We start from the raw sequence: 18,411 nt of genomic DNA, 5'->3' as shown, positions 1-18,411 counted from the left end.
GTGGGTGCTTTTCTCCCGGATGAGCCTCCGGCGACCTGCCGTTTTGTGGGCCGTCTACGGGAGAATCGCACCCACACGGATCGATTGACACCCACACGCAGCGAATCGCACCCACACGGACCAGGTCGCATCCGTTCGCAAAAAGACATAAGCATCTGTGTATCTTAGCGGTAGGATAAAAGAGAAGGCCCACCCACCGCATCACGTAATGGGAGCGGCACAGTGGCCCCGAGCCACACCGAGTCCAGGGCCTCCGTCGCCCGTCTAGCCGCCGTCGCCCGTCTAGCTCCGGAGCCGCAGAAAGGCGAAGGGATGGCCGGGACGTATGTAGTCGAGCAGGAAGCGCTCGCTCGGGGGCACCCATCCCACGAGGTTGCGCGTGCCGTCGTCGGGCATGTCGCGCAGAGCCACCTCAAGCTCCCCGCGGTAGTGCGCAAGGTTGTCGTTCACCACGAGCACATCCCCCCGGTGGAACAGGCCGTCCGACACCGCACGCGCAGGCAGGGGATGGTCGCGGTAGCGCTCCCGCTGGCGTGAGGAGCGAAGCAAGTAGGCCGATGCGTCCGTGCGGGTCTCGTGCCTATACCCCCAGATGACCTCCCTCTCGTCGGCAGTCGCGTCGGGCGCGACGTCCACCCGCAGGGTCACCTGGGTGCGGTCGACCCCTGCCATCGCAGCGAGCTCGCCTTCCGATGCGTAGCAGTTGCCTACGAGCACATCGTCCACCAAGCCAGTCGCCAGCAGATGCCGAAGCTGCAGGTCTATGGGACGCTCGCGGTCATCCTCCAGGGTCGGCAGCCCACAGGACACCTCCCAGGGGCCGAAGGCGTCAGGCTCCCCACTCGAGACGAATGCCGAGATACGCAGGCCCATGTTCCTCCAACGTCGCGAGAGCTCTCCGAAGCGCTCCTCCGAGAGGCCCGTGTAGCGCTCTGGGAAGAAGTTGTGGCACACGTCCATGTTGAGCGGATCCGCGCCACGTGCGATCAGGTTGTCCAGGGCGAGCATGGAGCTCGCGTTGAACTGGATGGAGATGCCGTAGGGGTTGCGCGTGGCCGCTATGTCCCCCTCGGGGCCCAGCGACCAGTCGAGCCGCAGCGTGTCAATGCCCATCTCATGGAAGACGGACAGGTCATCGGGCGTCGCACCGAGCTGAGCGAGCACGCTGGGATTGGTGTCGACGGCCACCCGAAAGCCATGCCCATGGGCCTGGCGCATGAACGCCGTGAAGGTCTCAACCGTCTCCTGGGGGGACTCGGCGACCCCCAGGAGGTTCGTGAAGAGCCGGTCGAAGCCCTGCCGCTCCGCCACGGCAAGGTAGGACTCGTCCCGCTCCGGGATCGACTTGTCGGGATACACGGAGATGCCCAAGTGGTGCATGAGCCCTCTCCCTCCTCTGCATGAGGCGGGTGCGGGCGGGGCCTCTCATCCTCGCTCGTGCCCGCCAACGGGTTGCCTACAGGTCCTTGAGGTCGGCGGCATCGAGGTCGATCGAGTCGATATCGATGTCAGAGGCCTCGCGCGAGGCGTGTGCCTCCACCGGCGAGCCACCCACACCCTGCGCAGGCGGGGACGCCACCTTGGCGGCCTCGGCCTCCTCCTTCAGGTACATCCTGTCCAGCGCACCGATGAAGGGCAGGTAGATGAGCACCCCCACGGCCACCATCAGCGCCTGCCAGAGGGCCCCCTGCCACCCGCTGCAGAGGAAGCCCGAGACGATGGGCGGCACCGTCCAGGGCAGCAGCGTCCCGTTGCAGATGGGGACGAGGCCCGCGGCCATCACGGCGTAGGTCGCGAAGATGTTGACCATCGGCACCAGCAGGAACGGAATGGCCATGACGGGATTCATGACGATGGGCAGGCCGAAGATGACTGGTTCGTTGATCTCGAAGATGCCCGGCAGGAGCGACATCTTCGCGAGGGAGTGGATGCGCTTGGAGCGGCATATGATGAGGGCGGCGATCAGCAGAGACAGCGTCGAGCCAGCACCGCCATAGGTGGCGAAGAGCTGCTCGAACTGCTGGTTGATCACGTTGGGAAGCGCCATCCCGGCCTGGAGGGCCGACGCGTTCTCGAGCGAGAGCGGGATCAGCACGGGGTTGTAGACGGCATCGGTGATGTTGGTCCCATGGATGCCGAAGAACCACAGGAAGTGGGCGAACAGGTACACGAGCGCCTGCGACCAGACGGTGCCTCCCACGTGCTGCAGGGGCAGCTGCAGGATCGCATAGACGAAGGTGAACGCGTCCCCCCAGGGTGTGAGGACGAACACCACGCGCACGACCCACACGACGGCAAAGGTGACGGCCATGGGTATCAGCGCGGAGAACGAGCGTGCCACGACGGGTGGCACGCCCGCAGGCATCTTGATGGTCCAGTCCTTCCGGACGCACCAGGCGTACAGCGCGACCGAGAGGAAGCCCGCTATGATGCCGATGAAGACGCCCTTGGCGCCCAGCCATTCGAGATTGAGGCTCGCCACCTCGAAGGTCTCGTCCCCGCCCTCGGGAGTGAAGCTGGTGATCTGCGGCATCAGGATGAGCCAGCTCGCCAGGGAGACGATGCCAGCGGACGGGCGGTCCTTGAGGCCGAGATAGCCCGCGAAGTTGAGGCCGATGTTATAGGTGATGAAGATGGACATCAACGAGACGGTCGCATTCGCAGGGATGGCGATGAGCGTCTTGAGCGTGTAGTCTCCGACAGTCGTTGCGGCCAGGAAGTCCGTCCAAGCCGTGATGGGGAAGCTCGCCACCAGGGTGAACATGGAGCCGATGATCAGAAGCGGCATGATCATCGAGAACGAGTCCCTGAGGGTCAGCAGGTACCTGTTCTTGCCGACAGACTCCGCAAGGGGCATGAGCCAGCTTTCCATTCGCCCCAAGAGGCCTCCCGTCCCGTCAGCGGAAGTCGTGCGCGTGTGCGAACTCATGTGAACTCCCTCCTATGCCCTTCCTTCTTGCTTTTCATGCTTGAGCAGGTAGATCGCTTGCCTAAGGACACGATCCCCATTGAGGCTCCCGTAGTCGTCCTGATCGATCACGGCACAGGGGATGTCGGGGTGACGCTCGTGGATGGAGTCGTACATGAACCGCGCCTGAGGCCCTATCAGCATGACGTCGGGGTGATCGCTTGCACAGATGTCATCCACCTGCTTGACCGAGAACGCGTCGACCCTGACGGGGATCTCGTGCTCGTCGGCAACCGCCTGCATCCTCTGGGCCAGCATGCTCGTGGACATGCCCGCGCTACAGAACAGATAGACCTTCCTCATCGTCTCCCCTTTCCTTGCGTCTGTCCGCCGACCAGCTGGCGGCACAGCTCCACCATCTGGGTCGCCAGGTCATGGACCGTCATGGCATTCATGAGGTGGTCCTGCGCATGGGCCATCAGGAGTGTCATCTCTGTCGCTCCGGGCTCGCGCGCCTCGGCGGAGAGCTGGTCGGTCTGGATGTCGTGGGCCACGGCAAGCTCCCGTGCGCCATGGGCAAGCAAGGCGTCGGCCGCCTCGAAGTCCCCCGCCCGTGCCTTGGAGATCGCCTGGAGCGCATCGCTGCGCGCATTGCCCCCATGCACGATCAGCCCCATTGCCACCGACTCGTCATCCTGCATGGCCACTCTCCTCTCCTCGTGCGCGAGACCCCTCGTTCGGCCCTCGCCGTCGTCCTTACTCGATATGCTCTGCGAACAGCCGCACCAAGGTCCCGTAGTCCCGATGACGCAGCAGCTCGTTCATCGCCTGGCGGTCCGAGATGAGACGGACGAGGGCCCTGCGGGCGCCATCGTCCCCCGGGCCCGGCGGCGTCGAAGCCGGAGAGACCAGAAAGATGGCGCGCACCTCCTCCCCACTCCAGTCGATCGGCTCATCGGGCAGCCCGACGCAGACAACCGTGCGGCTACCTATGGGCGTGATGGGATGGGGGAAGGCGACGCCGCTGCCAAAGGTGGTGCGCGCGACCTCCTCACGCCTCTCGACGAGGGAATCGAAACGCTCATCCAGTCCCTCGTGATGCCGCAGGTGGGCACAGAGCGCATCGAGTGCCCCACGTTTGTCGTGCACCCCCAGGTGAGGGAGGAAGAGCCCTCCGTCCAGTATCGATGGTGCACAGATGTCTGGCGCATCCCTGCCTCCACCTGCGGACTCCAGGTCGGCGCGCACCCGCGCGACGACGTCCTGCGTGAGCGACACCCCTACGTGGCATACGGGGACGGGAAGCCTACGGCCAAGGGGCACCGTCGTGAAGACGTAGTCGACGTCCGACAGATCGATATCGCCGAGCTGCATCAGGTCACAGCTCGTGACCTCGCCCAGGTAGGGGGAGAAGGCCGAGCGGCATTGCTGCTCCAGGAGGCTCGCGCCCGTCGCACCGGAGGCCGAGACAAGCAGGACGTTCTTTCGGGGCCGACCAGCCTTTCGTCGCTCGAGGGCCAGGGCGAACGCGAGGGCGAGATAGCCCACCTCCTCATCCGTGAGGGCATGGGACACCTGCTCCCCCAGCACCGAGGAGGCATCCAAGGCCATCAGGTAGGCAAGCGGGAAGCGGTCCTTGATGTCGATGATCAGGGGATTCGTGGCAGACATGTGGTGTCGCAGGCGCACGATGAGCGGCGCCACATGGCGGGCAAGGTTCATCCTCAGCTCGATGTCCTGGCGCAGGTCGATCGCATAGTTGTGCCACACCACCTCGAGCATGCGGGCCACCATCCGCCAGACCTCGTCGGAGACGACGAGCGCGCCGGCTGGCTCATCCTGGGTGGCATGCTCGCAAACGGTCTCCTTGGATGCGAGGTGTATGGTCAGGTAGGCTACCTCGTCCTCACCGAGCCTCACGCCATAGCGCTCCCCTACCGCCGCAGCTATATGACCTGCACAGGCGTACTCCTTCATGGCAGAGCTTCGCTCAGGGAAGCTCAGCATGGGCGGGATGGCATGGCCCGCGCGCACCCGCAGGACCGCGATGCCCACATGGACGGCCAGGGCGCGCAGGGAGAGGGCACTCGCCACGATACCCTCGCGGGCAAGCTCCGTGGAGACGAGCTTGGCCAAGGCATCCGTGGTAAAGGATGGTGGAGTGCCGTCAGAGGGGGCGGGTGGCACAGGGGTCTCCATGGCCCGGCAGACCCTGCGCAGCGGATCATCGTCCAGCATGCCCTCAGGGGTCCCCTTTTCCGCCAGGGCGGCCAGGCAGAGGCGCCGGTCGAACTCACCACCCACGGCGCGGACGGTCCCATGCGAGCGGTCCAGGGCGAGACGGCAAGAGCGCAGGATGGACTCCACGACATGCAGGTCGGCCGATAGGGTCCTCACGGAGACGCACGTCGCCTGCGCAAGTTCCGCGATGGCGACCCAGTCGTCACCAGCCACGAGACGCAGGGCGATCAGACGCTGGCGATCGCGCGGCGAGCTGGGGCATGCCCCCTCCTGCCGGGACTGATACTGGGAGATGAGGTCGAAAAAGGCAGCCTGGTCATACACCTGCACGCGGTACCCCTGATGGTGTGGGGAGGATATGCGCGCCACGGGAGAGAAGAGCTCGTTGGCACGCCGCACATACGATCGAACGGTGCGCGTGCTCACACCCAAGGCCTGCGCGAGGGCATGCGCCGTCGCCCCATCGTGGCCGAGAAGGTACGCCATCGTTTTCCACGCGCCATCTCCCATGGAATGTCCTCCCTCCTGCATTCTAGGAGGGAGGACCTTGGGGAGCCATCCAGCAAACTGCCAAAGGAAGCGGAAGACGGCTTCCGAGGACCCGTCCGTCCGGCAAACCGCTCCTCAAACGAGCACCCAACCCCCGGTATGAGCCTGACCGTACAAGACCCGGCAAGGCCAGGCAGCAAAGGTGCCATCGGCTCAGGGGAGGCGGTTGCGCACAGGGCCTGCTGGCAGCACGTGGAGAGGATCCGCCTGCGGTAGCTGGGGATGGGCCTCGTGCGACTCGTCCCGCGCCCTCCTCTATCGTGTGGATGCATGTGGGTGCGATTCGCTGCGTGTGGGTGTCTTTTGCCGCGTGTGGGTGTCTTTCTCCCGGGCGAGCTTCCTGCGACCTGCTGTTTTGTGGGCTGCATCCGGGAGAATCGCACCCACATAGATCGATCGACACCCACACGCAGCGATTGGCACCCACACGGACCAGGTGCGTCCGTTCGCAAAAAGACATAAGCATCTGTGTACTTCAGTTGTAAGATAGGGAGCAGGCCCACCCACCGCATCACGCGATGGGAGCCGCATCGCTGGGAATGCTTCTGTACCGCTCTCTCCGTGTGTGCCCGTCAGAGAATGCATGAGGTGCCCCATGTGCACGACCACGTCCAACTCCGACACTGCCGAGTCATATGCAAGTGCGCTCGAGTCGCAGCTTGAGATCAGTGACCTCGCCGGGGTCGATGATGACAACACCCTGGCCGAGAGCGGTGTGTACGCCACCGCCTGGGACCTCATAGATGCCATGAGGTCGCTCGTCGAGGCGGCGAACGCGGATGCCGAGGCGATTCGCTCGGCTGCCGCCACCTTCGACTCGTGGGACGAGAGCCAGGCGGGCTCGTACTAGCCAATCGCATGGTTGGGGATGCAGGGGAGGCCTGTATGATTCAGATACGACCAGCAGCCGTTCAGAAGCAGATCAACGACAAGACAAGCAGCATGAAGTCCCTCAGCGAAGAGTGCGAGCGCCTGCAGGAAGCCGCGCGCAACTTTGTCAAGGACGCATCGCTCCAGGGCTCGGGCTGGGGAGCGGCCAAGGAGCGCGTAGGCGCCTACGACAAGCTGTTTTCTGCAATCATCTATGCCTACGGGCTCATCAGCATGGGGGACAGCACGGTATTCAATGCGCTCAACTCTCGGTTCGGCAGCCTCGAGGCAGCCAACGAGGAGGAGTGGCTGCAGATGCAGAGTGAGGCCCAAGCGCTCTATGACGCCGCAGAGGAAGACTTCAACGACGCATACGACCCGAATAACGCATCCGCCGATAATGCCGCCAAGCTCCAGGATGCCAGCGAGCGCATGGGCACAAACCTGGAGAAGCTGGACAAGGCCGGTGCCATGCTCTCGAAGATCTACTCGTACTGCGAGGAGACCAACCACGTCTACGAGGGGGACGAGCTCTCTGGCTACAGGGACGCCATCGCCCACGGGGTCTCCGCGCTGACGGGAAGCACCTTTGACCCCACCACAAGCTCCTGGCACGACTGGGATGATGGGTGGACGGACGAGCTTAATCATGTCGCCGAGAACACCCAGCCGAGCGAACCCATGAACGCGGATGGCACCGTCAACACCCAGTCGGTGCAGCGCGACATGTGCATCATGCGCTCCTTCCCTGAGGACTCCCAGCAGTACCGGGACGCAAAGAAGATGCTCGAGGCCGCGCTCGAGGAGATCATGGCGATGGAACCGGACGCGCGGAAGGCCGCCCTTGCCGCGCTCGCGCAGTCTGGACTCGTGACCAGCTCGAGGGACGAGGACGGTTACCTTACGCCCCAGTGCAGCGATGAGTTGGGAGAGATTCTGGATGGCACGGGGGTGAGCTGGAACGCTCTGTTGTCGGCTGCGGGATACGATGAGAACGACGAGGGAAGCGATGCGTCTAACGCGTTCACCGCAGCAGGCACATATGTAGGAGGGGAGCAGGGGGTATTGGAATACCTTGCGGATAAGGCACCTGAGCTATGCTCTGAGAAACTTGGAGCAGCATTTGGTACTGCAGGACATGCGATAGCGGCTGTCTTTGTCGCGGGTGACACCTTTCTCGCCGCTACAGACGAGTATGAGGATGACTTCTGGCTGGATGAGCGCTCGCGTAGGATAGAGGCCACAACAGAGGGCCTCGAGAGGGTTGGGGTCGATGGGACGAGTGTCGGTCTTGCAATTGGACTTGGAATTGCTGGAACTTGTCTCGCACCGGGGATAGGAACCCTTATCGGTGCCAGTGCTGGCCTCATTTATGGTACTGCAATGTCGCTCGGAGGGAGCAACGCTGTACATAAAGTAACAAGCAGTCCTGTGAGGGATTGGGTGACGGGTAAATATGATCAGCCAAAAGGGCGGCATGCACATGCATACCCTCATTAGATCCCAATTTGCTTTCGATAGCAGCTTCCAACAATTCTATACGAGATTTAGTATCTCAAAGAAGGTCATGATCGTTCTGGGGACATGCCTTTCATGCGGGGTTCTTTTGATCGTCTATGAACTCTTTCATCTGTCTGAGGAAGCGATATCGTTCTCATGCCTTTTCCCCCTTTCAATTTTATTCACGTTATATTTTGCTTTCGAGTTGCTAATGGTGCTTCTCCCCTGGCTGAGCCTAAGATCGCGCCAGCAAATATGGATGCGTTTGTCAGGAGACGAGCTCTATTTGGGTGACCCATTTGTGAAAGTGACCATAGAGAGCAATCATGCAACGGTTGTGGTAGACCATTTTCGAGATGCTACAAATTTGCAAACGTCTCGTGTGATAGATAAAAAGCGTATCAAGGCAATGAAATACTATTTTCAAGATTATCCCCCCTTGGCAAACACGTACCCATTGGAAGAGATGACGGAAGCCGTCTGGGGAAAGGACATGGCTCTCATTCTTATGGGTGGCTGGTCAATGTGCCCCATTACCTGGGGTCGTGGTGGCTATGCCCGAAGGATCCGCGTGACCCCCGCGGTACCCATTGGACTTGCGCAGATGGAGGAGGCGGACAGGAAGCGCCTGCGGCGCACGCTCGAGAAGCGTGGCATCCCGATCCGCGAGGTCCACGACGAGGGATGGGCGCGCAGGGCGCTGCGGGCACTCAGCTCGAAGCTGGGGAGGGGGACCTAGATGCGCGGCGAGCCCATCACGGCCGGCTTCGCCCTCGACGAGGGCTTCCGGCGGTTCTACGCCAGGTTCACCATCTCCAAGCTCCCCATGGGGGTGTCCGCGCTGCTCTCCGTGCCATGGGTGACCCTCAAGCTCGCAGAGCCCGTGCTGGTCGCAGAGGACCCGCTCGTCTCCTTTTGGGTGATTCTGCTCATACCCGCAGAGATTATTCTGTTGTTTGAGCTGCTGGCAAGCTTTTGCACCTGGCTTGGTGCCGTACGCCTTCAGAGGCTTTGGCTCCACCTCCTCGACGGGGAGTGGCACGGGAGTAATCCCATACTTGATGTGTCGGTCAGCGATGACAACGTCGACGTCTCTCTCGTCAAGTATGGGCCACCAATCGGCAAGAGGCCCCGAAAATCAATCATCTCCTGGGCCCTTGTCTCATACCGGAAATTCACGCCAGTCGACGGTCGTCACGAGCTTGTCGAGGTCACGGGTTCCATCTGAGGAGAAACACGCGCGCTACTACTCCTGGGTGGGCGATCAGGGTTGTTCGCAACAACTGACCGAACGTGGCTACGCGCCCGCATCACCCCCGCGGTGCCCGTCCCGCTCGCGCGGATGACGGAAGAGGAGAGGGCCCGCCTGCGCAGGGGCCTCGACAGGCGCGGCATCCCGATCCGCGAGGTCCACGACGAGGGGTGGGCCCGGAGGGCGCTGCGAGCACTCAAGGTGCGCAGAAGAGAAAGGTCGCGCTAATGGACAAGTCTGGCGGTTTGCAGGGCCCCTCTCTTTCCCGTCGGTTCATGAGCATCCCGTCAACCAAAATCGGCGTCGACGGTGAAAATCGAGAATGGAGCACGGGGGGGTTGGAGCCACAATGTTACAGAGAGACAGACACGCGCTATCGCAGCGGAAGTGGCACCTCTGGCTTGCGGGACTGGCCGGCATGCCCTATATCGCACAAAACATTTCAGCTCCCGCTATTCCTGGCCAGTGCAATGTCTTCGCCCTTTGCATCGTGGCTGCATGTGTTGTGCTATGGGACAGATGCGAGGCCCATTCAACAGCCAAAGGAACCGCACGACTAAAGAGGGCAAGACGTATCGTTGTTCTTTTGGGCTTCTACGTCATGTTCGTCCTCGCAGCAGCGGAGACGATTGCAATCGTTCGCGGAAGAGGGCCGTTGGAATCGACCTTTGCCATCAAGGCGAATTCTTCGCTCTCACTCGTTGAGTTCTCGTGCTTCATCCTCGCTACTGTTGGGTGGGCACTTTCCTCCCCTGCGAAGGACAGCGGAGCGCCAAGCTCGTCCAGACCACTGCTGTTCTGCATAGGCATTGGGTGGCCAGCGGCATCTGTCCTGCTTTCGAAAGTGATGGGTGTCTTCTCAGCTCTAGAGTCGCTTATCCTGTGCGGCACATTTGGCATGGTTGCGGCTCTTACCTCGCAGTGGGCAGCGTCAGACTGGCGGCCCTCCCCCCCTCAGGCCATGCTTCTCCTCTGTGGCCAACTGACGTTTCTTGCGCTCAAGTCATTTGTCCTAGGTGATGTCTACTACTGTTTTTGCAGCTATATACCCTCTGCTGAATGGCTTCTCCCGCTCTCCTTGCTCGTTCTGGCTGCTCTGCCCTATCTTGCATTCCGCGCCAGACGGAAAGGGGAGCTGGAGATGGGCAGCGCAACTACGGATGATTTCGACAAGGCCAGGGCAACCCTTCGCACCATCGATAACGATGGTGCCCTGACGAATCGGGAGTTCGAGGTTCTCGCACACACGCTGACAGACGAACCCGCGCGGATGATTGCCGGACGCCTGGGTATCGCTACATCAACCGTCGCGACATTCCGTAAGCGTGGCTATGAAAAGCTTGGCGTGGATGGGAAACGGGAATTCCAATCGCTCGCGGGCGCACAGGGGGAAAGACACCCGTCTCCAGCCGAGAAAACCGATGAGGCGTCGAGGGAGGACTTCCCTACCAGCACTCTTCGAAGGATCATATGGGTTCTCGCTCTCCTGTCGGTCATTCTTCTAAGGCCCCCCGTCGATCTTGAAATCTGGGGAACGACGGTCATCGACATGCCTCGTTATCTAGCATGGATGGCAGGACTCGTCTTGGTCGTGATATCCGTCGTGAGACTTGCCTCAGGATGCACCCTCGGCACCAGACCCCCAAGAAATGCGAACCCGCCACATGATGCTAGTCTGCCGTTTGCCTCTGCGGTCCTCCCCCTCTGTGCACTTTCGCTTCCAATCACCGTCTATCTGTCATGGATCCAGTCGCCAGAGTATCTGTTCTGGACGGTACCTTGCCTATGTCTGTGTCTCACTGCCCTTGGGATGGAGATCGTGCGGCCGGCGAGGGATTCGCCCCTCACCACACATGCTGCCAAAGTCTTGTGCGCGGGCATGGACGCGTTTCTTGTCAGAGGCGTCGATGGGGTACTGCTAGTTGGGCTCGGTTTCATTTTCTCCGTACAGATAGGCAACATGCCTCCATCGGACATCCCCCTATGCGGTTGCCTGGCTTCCATCGTCATCAGCCTGGTCTGCACCATTGAACTAGTCTTTGCCGCCCGTGTCCCCAGACATCCACCGCACGGACAAATCGAAAGAGCCCTGAAATACCTGGAGGGGCGCGGGCTCGGAGAACTCCAGGCAAACGTTGCTTTGGGCATCGCCCTAGGTCAGAGCACGCGAGAAATCTGCTCCACCTGTCAGACGACGACGGCAACGGTCAAATCCTATAGGTTGCGCACTTATCAGATGCTTGGCGTGCACAACGTCCGGGAACTGAGGAAGCTGCTTCAACATGATGCCGGCTTGACAGGCTAGACGCAGATTGCATCCCTTGGGATGACAGACTTCAAGACCTCACCTTGTTATTGTCCTCTACGAAAGCACTCCTCACATCGAAGAGGGCAAGCATATGGCAACTCGTAGGCTAAGCCACAACAAACCACTGCTGTTCGTCCTACTACTTATGCCCGTCCTCGCACTTGAGCTTCTCACTTCACAAAGGGTAGGCGCAATGGAATCGACAGCTGACTCTGCTATGAAAAACGAAAGCGCGATCGAAACCGCCATCCATTTGAGTTCTGCGGATAGTCCTCCTTCCTTCGTTACACAATCTTGGGACGGGACATCAATTTCTTTTGCAATTAGCTATAGGCTCAGCGCAAGGTACTTTGATGGTCACAACATCGGCATCAAGCTAACCGCAAGTTGTCCTATAAATGGAACATTTACAATTAGTCTCTACCGGAATAATTCGTTTGTGGGCTCTTCTTCGGTGCGCAGAAATGGCTATAGCGAGACCGTCTGGACAAATGTTGGTCCGGGATACTATTCGTACTACTTTTCAAAATCACAAGATGGTGCCACAGTCCTCTGTTCGAATATTGCCATGTATAGCTGGTAATTCAAGAAGGGAGGGTACAATGGGCGTATGGCTCCGGCTTAGCATGATCAAACGTCTTCAGGGCTTCATGTAAGGAGCAAGACAAGGGCAGATGACACGATCAGCGAATGTTCTATGTTAAGGAGGAGCGATGAGGAAAATTATCGCCATTCTTGCGGGATTGGCTCTCTCTATCGTCATGGTATCAGCGCCCGCCCTTGCAGGAGGCCAAAACTATGCTAAATGCTGGGAAGACCTTGCTGGAGCCCGCTGGAACGGGTATGTTCAGATACAGGCCTCATATAATGACGGTGGACGACATGCAAAGCAAGGCTACCATCGTTTCACCAGGAAAGCTGGACCTTCTCTCGATACGGGAAGGATGCACACGTCTCAGGCATCCTCACGTTATGACTCGCAAGTTCGTAGCCGTACGGACAGCGTCTGGGATTCGCCCCTTTGGGGAGATCAATACACTACGAAGTATCACTATGGCTTCTATTATTGGTAAGAGGAAGCCATGCACCGCAACACGCTGATTCCCAGCCTCCTTGTGAGCGTCCTTGCCTCGTTCGTGGCCTGGTCCGTCATATGGACACTCCAGGACAGGAGCGCAAGGGCTCATGGAATTGGCGACAACCCTGTCATGATGGGTGTGAGGAGCTCTGGAGTGGACGAGGATTCGGCGTCCGACAACGTTGCGGGGCAGTTTGCGGACATACTCTCGCGCTATGGGGTGGCCGTCATCATCGATGGCAACGGTGACGGTCACCCCGTCTTGGAGGTGCTGGACCCCAGCGGCATCGTCCCCTGGCTGTCACAATATCGAGGAATGCTGGTGCCGGAAGACAGGCCGAAGGCCATCCTGTTCGAGGGCAGCTACTCGGAGGACAGGTGGGAGGATGGCTCGTCGCTCACGCTCCTCCCAAACGGCTCCCGCGTCGTCGGGACCGTTGACTCCTCGTGTGGCAATGGAATCCTCCAGGCCGTTTGCGTGCCGGCGGCAGCAGACCACCTCGACCCCGGCACGTATGCGTTCTCGTCCATGCCCGAGGGGCTCATCGAGGAGCTGCGCCCCTTCCTGCGCTCCTCTGGCCTGGAGATTGCCTCCTTACGTGCAAGTCCAGTATGGCTCGAGCTGATAAGCAGCCCGATGTTTGTGATTGCCTCTCTGCTTCTTGCCTTTGGCCTGTTGACCGTCGGTGTCTACTGGAGGACTTCTCTGGGCAATCGGAGCGATGACTTCAGGCTTGTCCATATGGTGGGCGGTTCCGCGCATGCCATGGTCAGAAGGGAGTTTGCGGGCTGCGTCGCACACGTCCTTGTCGGCATCTTGCTGGGGGCGGTGGCGTCAGGCATGCTCACGCAACTGGTGAGCCAGTCACCACCTCCCGAGGGGTCCGTTGGATGGCTTTGCCTCACGACAGGCCTCTCGGCCGCGGCCCTGTTGTTCCTCAACTGGCTGGCCTTGCGCTCGTCGATAGCAAACGCGCTCGGGGACCGCACATGATTGGCGAAGTCATAGGCGGGGCATCCCTGGCATTGCGCCGCTGGCGCGAGCTGGTAGGAACAACCCTGATATTCTCACTCGTCTGCCTCGCGATGTCCCTTGTCTTGGGGGATGTCATCACCCAGGTGGAAGTGCTCCGGGGCGGGGAGGCCATCAGGAGGGAGAGGGCCGTCGCCTTCGCCCCCTTCTACCCCATAGAATCGGTGAGCATGACGAGCCCACGCCTCCTCGGCATGCTGTCCGAGAAGATAGAGAAGGGCGAGGCGTACTCCTCGGTACTCTATAACCTGGGGCTGGACAGTCCCGAGGACTTCGTCGCACCGACCATCCTGGTTGCCGGGGGGAGAGTAGGCGGCCTCTTTCCGGACCTCGGCCTGACTCCCACTGCCCCTGGTGCCTTTGTTGGGGCCGACGTCACGCCGACCTCATCGGTGAGGTTGGGGAGCAAGCAGATCCCCATCGTGGGCAAGCTGCGCCGCGGCGCGGTGTGGTTCGATCCGTCCGCAGCCGGCATCGAGCTCGATGACCATCAGGTTCTGCAGGTGACGCCCGAGGAGTTCTCGGAACTTGACGTATACGCCAAAGAGGAGCTCGTGCTGCGTGCAGTGTTTCTCGATGCGTCAGACGACTTCATCGCAGAGTACATCGCGGAGGCGGCAAAGGGCGGACTCTACCTCGTGCCACAGCGCATTGCCATCGAACAGCCTCAGAGGTTTGCCTCGTTGATGGTGCGCGCGAGCCTGTATGTCATCTCGATGGCGGCATTTCTCCTCCTCGAGCTTCTCTCGTTTGGGGCCACCACACGGGAGATCCTAGAGCGGGAGAGAAGGGGGTTCACCATCAGACGCATGTGCGGAGCCACGAGACTGGCACTCACCGTCCGCCTGGCGTCGTTTCTCGCGATGATCGTGCTGGCGCTCCCTGTGCCGATGTGCCTTGTCCTGATGCTTGTTGGTGGGCCGGCGAGCGCGGGAGCCCTCGCCGCACTGGTCAGCCTGCTGCCAACCTATGCGGTGCTCCTCCTCACCTTCTTGCGCAGGGTGTCCCCGGGAAAGGAGTGATCGGGATGAACTGCCTTCTAAGGCTCGAGGACGTCACCAAGACCTTCCGAAGCAACCCAGAGCCAGTGGAGGCGCTGCGCGGAATCACCTTAGAGGTCCATGAGTCAGAGATGGTGGCGCTCGTAGGCCCGTCAGGGTCAGGGAAGTCCACGGCCCTGTCCATTGCGGGACTCATGCTGCGCCCCACGACGGGTACCGTCCGCCTCGTGGGCAGGGCCGTCCCCGATGACGAGCGGGACCGCGCACGCTTGCGCAACTCCCTCTTGGGAACCATCCACCAGAAGTACGTTGTGGTTGACGACATCAGCGGAATCGCCAACGTGGAGATTCCCCTGGAGTATGCCCTGCCACGCCAACCACGGCAACGAAGGCACGACCTAGCCCGTCAGTCATTGGGGAAGGTGGGTCTTGACGAGGCCACCTCCTTCCGCCGCGCATCGAGACTGTCCGGCGGGCAGCAGCAGCGTGTCGCCATCGCTCGCGCCTTCGTCAACAACCCAAGGTTGATTCTCGCCGATGAGCCCACGGCCGCCCTCGATGGCCAGCTGATCGATGTCGTCATGGGACTGCTGAGAAGCTCCTGTCGCAACGGTGCGGGGGCCGTCATCGCAACCCATGACGAGCGTGTGGCATCCAAGTGTGACCGGGTGGTCACGCTTGTCGATGGTGTGATTGCATGAGTGCTGACAAGGCCATGCCATGGCAGGACCCCTGTCTTCGCTCCCCGTATCGGTGAAGGTAACGTGCAGCGCCTCAGCCGAGAATCGAGCCGTTGTACCGCACGATCACGCACCACACGAGGGCGCCCTCGGCCAGCAAGGCAACGACGAACGCAACGGCGGCGACAAGCCTCGGAGCCCTGAGTCGAGAGGGCCGCTTCTCCAGGCGCTAGCTGTTGTGTGCCAACAGGTTGTTTACGCCGACGATGCGGGACATCGGCGGGAGGCCCCCGCACGCGCTGTGCGGACGCTCCCAATTGTAGTGCTCGATGAAGGCCGGGAGGGCGTCTGCCCTCCCGGCCTCGCTGTCCCAGGCGCGGCCGTACCGCCACTCCTGCGCGATCGTGCGGTTCATCCTCTCGACCTTGCCGTTCTGCCACGGGCCGGACGGCCTCGTGCACAGGTGCCGCACGCCCCTGGGGCCGAGCAGGTCGTCGGGCTTGCCGCTGCGATAGCCCGGCCCGTTGTCGGTCATGACGCGCTCGACGCCTACGCCCATCCCCTCGAAGAATCCGAGGCAGCGCGACACGAGCGCCGTGCACGTGCCCTTGCGCCCGTCGGGCAGCAGCTCGGCGTAGGCGACGCGGCTGAAGTCGTCGACCGCCACATGCAGGCAGGAGCGCCCCGCGCCCCGCGACGACCCGCAGCCGCGCCCGAGCGCCCGGTGCCCGCCGCCGTCGGGGATGCGCGCGACCTTCTTCACGTCGACGTGGAGGAGCTCGCCGGGGCGCTCCCGCTCGTAGCGCACGCGCGTGACGGGGCCGCGGCGGCGCACCTCGCCGGTGACGCGGTCGACGTCGGACAGGCGGGGCATGCCCCGACGGGCAACGATCCTCGCGCAGGTGCGGGCGGGAACGCCCGTGACGGCGGCGAGGGCGAGCGGGGCGAGCAGCATCGACGACCTCGCCACGGCGACGCGCTCCTCGGCGTCGGGCGGGGTGAGCCGCGCGAGCCTGCGCGGCCTGCTGCTCCTGTCGGAGACCCCCTCGCCGCGGCGGCTGCGCGCCAGCCACTTGCTCGCGGTCTGCCGGCCGGCCCCCATCTGGCGGGCGGCCTCGGCCACGCCGACGCCGGATCCTATGCGGGAGACGAGCGTCTCCCGCCCCTTGGGGGTGAGCCTTGCGTTAGGATGCTGTGACATGGGGGGACCCCTCTGCCGTAAGCGTAGACGACTCACAGCATGCGGGAGTCCTCCCTATTTGTCACCACTCGGACGTAAACAACGTCTTGGCACTAAACAGCTAGCCACCTCAGGAGCCTAAGCTGCGCCAAGATGGGCTAACGGCTCCCCCGAACGCGAGGTAGGACGTCTCGCGAGACTCGCTCTCTGGGCCCTCACAAAGGAGCGCCCCGGCACTGTGGCGGTGTTCTCCCCACATAGAAGAAATCCCTTCCCCGTAGTATCACGCTGCACGCAATGCCATGCGCCCCACGGTTCAAGCGGAGGTTTGTCGCCTTCTGGCAAGTGGGACATGCATGTGCTTGATACCTGGCAATACCTTGAAACATGTCATGTGTGCGGTGGCCAATGTCATGCGGGTCGGATTGTCACCGGCCGCGACGGCGGGCTCCGTGGCGGCCAGGGCCCCGCAGCCGCCGATATCGAGCAGGGCGGGGGCGCTCTCCCTGACCGGGGAGGCTACGCGCTCCTCAGGCTCGCGGATCCGGGCCGTCTGCTCTCTCCGCGTCTTGGCCGGCGCCCGCAGGCAGGCCATGGGCGAATCGCAGACGATGCCGCCGCAGTTCTTCCCCTTACGCGAGAGCGTCACCATCATCGACGGGGTCGGCATACGGGAGTGTTTCGACCTTATCGCCTCGGGATCCGTGCTGAACAGGGGCCTTACCGCGTTCGTGGCCTTCATCGAAGTGGCGGCTGAGGTCTCCCCGGCACGCATGAGCGGCCTCGGCCCAGCCATCCCTGGGCTCGGGTGTCGACGTTCCACATCCGGCGGCGGCACGTCGTGCCGCGAGCTCGGCGTCGGCGGCATCGCTCCTGCCTGTCCCCCTGCGACGCTTGTCTCGTGTGAGCTGGAGAGCCTCGGCAGCGTTGAAGCCAAGCCCCTGCAGGTGGGAGGCGAGCCCGGCGCCGTTACCCACGGCAGCTCCCTCCGGAGGTTCGGCGTCCCGGAGGCAAGCCGGACATAACGCTGACGGGGCGGTGCAATCGGACTGCCTGGGTCCAGTAACGTCCATGCTCCCATGAGGCCATGGCCGACTTTCGGGGCGCCGCCGACAGCGCGAGACAGGCCATTTCCAGGTCAGCCTCCAAGACGACGGTTGGCGTGTGGGTCGATGCACTGCCGCAGGCCTGTCCTTTGCGATTGACAGTCGGCCATCAAAGCGACCACGACAATCGCATTGCTATTAATCAGTGTTGGCGCAAGTGCCCAAGCAGGCAAGTCCCGCTGGCAAGCGAAGCGGCCATCACCTTAGAATCCGAGATCGCGACGAGTTAGTTTCTGGGAAAAGGCGCTGGCCGCAATGGGGGCATGGCAGAGGCGCCGCTGACGGCGCAGGTGGCGCCCGGGTTGAGTATTGCGCGCTTCCCGTAACGCCTCTTTCGCGCTTTCCTCATCACCTCCGCGCCTGGCCGTTCCGCCGCATCCGTGTCGCCCCGTGGGCTGGACGCGCTATGTCGTCCAGTCGGGAGGGGCGGTCGACATGGCGAGGAGGATACGGGCGAAGCTGGCGATGCGGCCCCGCGAGCGGGGCATGTCGAGGAGACGGGTGGCCAAGACGCGCCACGTGTCGATGGGGTCGTCCCGCGAGGTGTGTCCGATAGCCGATGAGCGGCACATCGCATGGGCAGGCGGCGCAGACAGCTCCGACGAGGAGGCCTACCACCTCCTCCACCCCGATCCGCCTCCGCGACGCCGAGCCCGGCGAGATGATCTACGACGGGCGCGGCATCGACGGCGTGCTGACCCGCGA

General features: G+C 62.2%; 15 protein-coding genes. 9 read left to right on the top strand and 6 right to left on the bottom strand.

The genetic code is table 11. From position 1 onward, the window contains the following. Positions 1-282 precede the first annotated feature (282 nt). The 5 genes from HMPREF1316_RS00535 to HMPREF1316_RS12930 form a co-directional block, all read right to left on the bottom strand. On the bottom strand, positions 283-1,380 hold the full coding sequence (locus HMPREF1316_RS00535) for a DUF871 domain-containing protein (protein ID WP_021724976.1): 1,098 nt from the start codon (positions 1,378-1,380) through the stop codon (positions 283-285). A 76-nt stretch (positions 1,381-1,456) separates the two neighbouring features. Then, positions 1,457-2,929, bottom strand: a complete 1,473-nt coding sequence (locus tag HMPREF1316_RS00530; protein ID WP_021724984.1) for a PTS sugar transporter subunit IIC — start codon at positions 2,927-2,929, stop codon at positions 1,457-1,459. Between the two features lie 12 nt (positions 2,930-2,941). Then, positions 2,942-3,271 carry a PTS sugar transporter subunit IIB gene (locus HMPREF1316_RS00525; RefSeq protein WP_021725002.1) on the bottom strand — a complete coding sequence of 110 codons (330 nt, stop codon included), beginning with the start codon at positions 3,269-3,271 and terminating at the stop codon, positions 2,942-2,944. Next, entirely contained in the window at positions 3,268-3,609 is a 342-nt protein-coding gene (locus HMPREF1316_RS00520; RefSeq protein ID WP_021724927.1) for a PTS lactose/cellobiose transporter subunit IIA, read from the bottom strand. The genes HMPREF1316_RS00525 and HMPREF1316_RS00520 overlap by 4 nt, the downstream gene beginning before the upstream one ends. A gap of 55 nt (positions 3,610-3,664) precedes the next feature. Beyond that, positions 3,665-5,635, bottom strand: coding sequence for a BglG family transcription antiterminator (locus HMPREF1316_RS12930; protein WP_051332850.1), 1,971 nt, complete (start codon positions 5,633-5,635; stop codon positions 3,665-3,667). 658 nt (positions 5,636-6,293) lie between these two features. Between HMPREF1316_RS12930 and HMPREF1316_RS00510 the strand changes: the two genes are divergently transcribed. The 8 genes from HMPREF1316_RS00510 to HMPREF1316_RS00475 all read left to right on the top strand — a co-directional run bounded on the left by HMPREF1316_RS00510 (position 6,294) and on the right by HMPREF1316_RS00475 (position 15,441). Beyond that, complete coding sequence (locus HMPREF1316_RS00510) at positions 6,294-6,548, top strand: hypothetical protein (RefSeq protein ID WP_021724951.1); 255 nt, start codon at positions 6,294-6,296, stop codon at positions 6,546-6,548. Positions 6,549-6,556: 8 nt separating this feature from the next. Next, entirely contained in the window at positions 6,557-8,068 is a 1,512-nt protein-coding gene (locus HMPREF1316_RS00505; RefSeq protein ID WP_232204376.1) for a hypothetical protein, read from the top strand. A 493-nt stretch (positions 8,069-8,561) separates the two neighbouring features. After that, positions 8,562-8,807, top strand: coding sequence for a hypothetical protein (locus HMPREF1316_RS13920; RefSeq protein WP_156900952.1), 246 nt, complete (start codon positions 8,562-8,564; stop codon positions 8,805-8,807). Then, positions 8,808-9,296, top strand: coding sequence for a hypothetical protein (locus HMPREF1316_RS00495; RefSeq protein ID WP_021724978.1), 489 nt, complete (start codon positions 8,808-8,810; stop codon positions 9,294-9,296). It begins immediately after the preceding gene. A 514-nt stretch (positions 9,297-9,810) separates the two neighbouring features. After that, positions 9,811-11,625, top strand: a complete 1,815-nt coding sequence (locus HMPREF1316_RS00490) for a helix-turn-helix transcriptional regulator (protein ID WP_232204375.1) — start codon at positions 9,811-9,813, stop codon at positions 11,623-11,625. A 1,235-nt stretch (positions 11,626-12,860) separates the two neighbouring features. Beyond that, positions 12,861-13,700: a hypothetical protein gene (locus HMPREF1316_RS00485; protein WP_232204373.1), complete on the top strand. Its 840-nt coding sequence runs from the start codon at positions 12,861-12,863 to the stop codon at positions 13,698-13,700. Next, complete coding sequence (locus HMPREF1316_RS00480; RefSeq protein ID WP_021724988.1) at positions 13,697-14,761, top strand: hypothetical protein; 1,065 nt, start codon at positions 13,697-13,699, stop codon at positions 14,759-14,761. The genes HMPREF1316_RS00485 and HMPREF1316_RS00480 overlap by 4 nt, the downstream gene beginning before the upstream one ends. 5 nt (positions 14,762-14,766) lie before the next feature. Beyond that, the gene (locus HMPREF1316_RS00475; RefSeq protein WP_021724962.1) at positions 14,767-15,441 is read left to right on the top strand and encodes an ABC transporter ATP-binding protein; all 675 of its coding nucleotides are present in this window, start codon (positions 14,767-14,769) and stop codon (positions 15,439-15,441) included. Positions 15,442-15,649: 208 nt separating this feature from the next. Here HMPREF1316_RS00475 and HMPREF1316_RS00470 read toward each other — a convergent pair whose 3' ends face one another. Further along, on the bottom strand, positions 15,650-16,621 hold the full coding sequence (locus HMPREF1316_RS00470; protein WP_021725014.1) for an IS481 family transposase: 972 nt from the start codon (positions 16,619-16,621) through the stop codon (positions 15,650-15,652). 359 nt (positions 16,622-16,980) lie between these two features. Here HMPREF1316_RS00470 and HMPREF1316_RS12925 point away from each other — a divergent pair, with 359 nt between their 5' ends. After that, positions 16,981-17,625 (top strand): hypothetical protein, encoded by a 645-nt coding sequence (locus tag HMPREF1316_RS12925; protein WP_198009526.1) that lies wholly within the window; start codon positions 16,981-16,983, stop codon positions 17,623-17,625. Positions 17,626-18,411: the final 786 nt, after the last annotated feature.

This window comes from Olsenella profusa F0195 (assembly GCF_000468755.1).
Lineage (GTDB): Bacteria > Actinomycetota > Coriobacteriia > Coriobacteriales > Atopobiaceae > Olsenella_F > Olsenella_F profusa.
This window is presented reverse-complemented; position numbering and strand designations above follow the sequence as displayed.

Excerpts from the sequence above, each read along its gene's own strand:
- HMPREF1316_RS00535 (WP_021724976.1), bottom strand. The coding sequence starts at position 1,380 with ATGCACCACTTGGGCATCTCCGTGTATCCCGACAAGTCGATCCCGGAG.
- HMPREF1316_RS00530 (WP_021724984.1), bottom strand. The coding sequence starts at position 2,929 with ATGAGTTCGCACACGCGCACGACTTCCGCTGACGGGACGGGAGGCCTC.
- HMPREF1316_RS00525 (WP_021725002.1), bottom strand. The coding sequence starts at position 3,271 with ATGAGGAAGGTCTATCTGTTCTGTAGCGCGGGCATGTCCACGAGCATG.
- HMPREF1316_RS00520 (WP_021724927.1), bottom strand. The coding sequence starts at position 3,609 with ATGCAGGATGACGAGTCGGTGGCAATGGGGCTGATCGTGCATGGGGGC.
- HMPREF1316_RS12930 (WP_051332850.1), bottom strand. The coding sequence starts at position 5,635 with ATGGCGTACCTTCTCGGCCACGATGGGGCGACGGCGCATGCCCTCGCG.
- HMPREF1316_RS00510 (WP_021724951.1), top strand. The coding sequence starts at position 6,294 with ATGTGCACGACCACGTCCAACTCCGACACTGCCGAGTCATATGCAAGT.
- HMPREF1316_RS00505 (WP_232204376.1), top strand. The coding sequence starts at position 6,557 with ATGGTTGGGGATGCAGGGGAGGCCTGTATGATTCAGATACGACCAGCA.
- HMPREF1316_RS13920 (WP_156900952.1), top strand. The coding sequence starts at position 8,562 with ATGGCTCTCATTCTTATGGGTGGCTGGTCAATGTGCCCCATTACCTGG.
- HMPREF1316_RS00495 (WP_021724978.1), top strand. The coding sequence starts at position 8,808 with ATGCGCGGCGAGCCCATCACGGCCGGCTTCGCCCTCGACGAGGGCTTC.
- HMPREF1316_RS00480 (WP_021724988.1), top strand. The coding sequence starts at position 13,697 with ATGATTGGCGAAGTCATAGGCGGGGCATCCCTGGCATTGCGCCGCTGG.
- HMPREF1316_RS00475 (WP_021724962.1), top strand. The coding sequence starts at position 14,767 with ATGAACTGCCTTCTAAGGCTCGAGGACGTCACCAAGACCTTCCGAAGC.
- HMPREF1316_RS00470 (WP_021725014.1), bottom strand. The coding sequence starts at position 16,621 with ATGTCACAGCATCCTAACGCAAGGCTCACCCCCAAGGGGCGGGAGACG.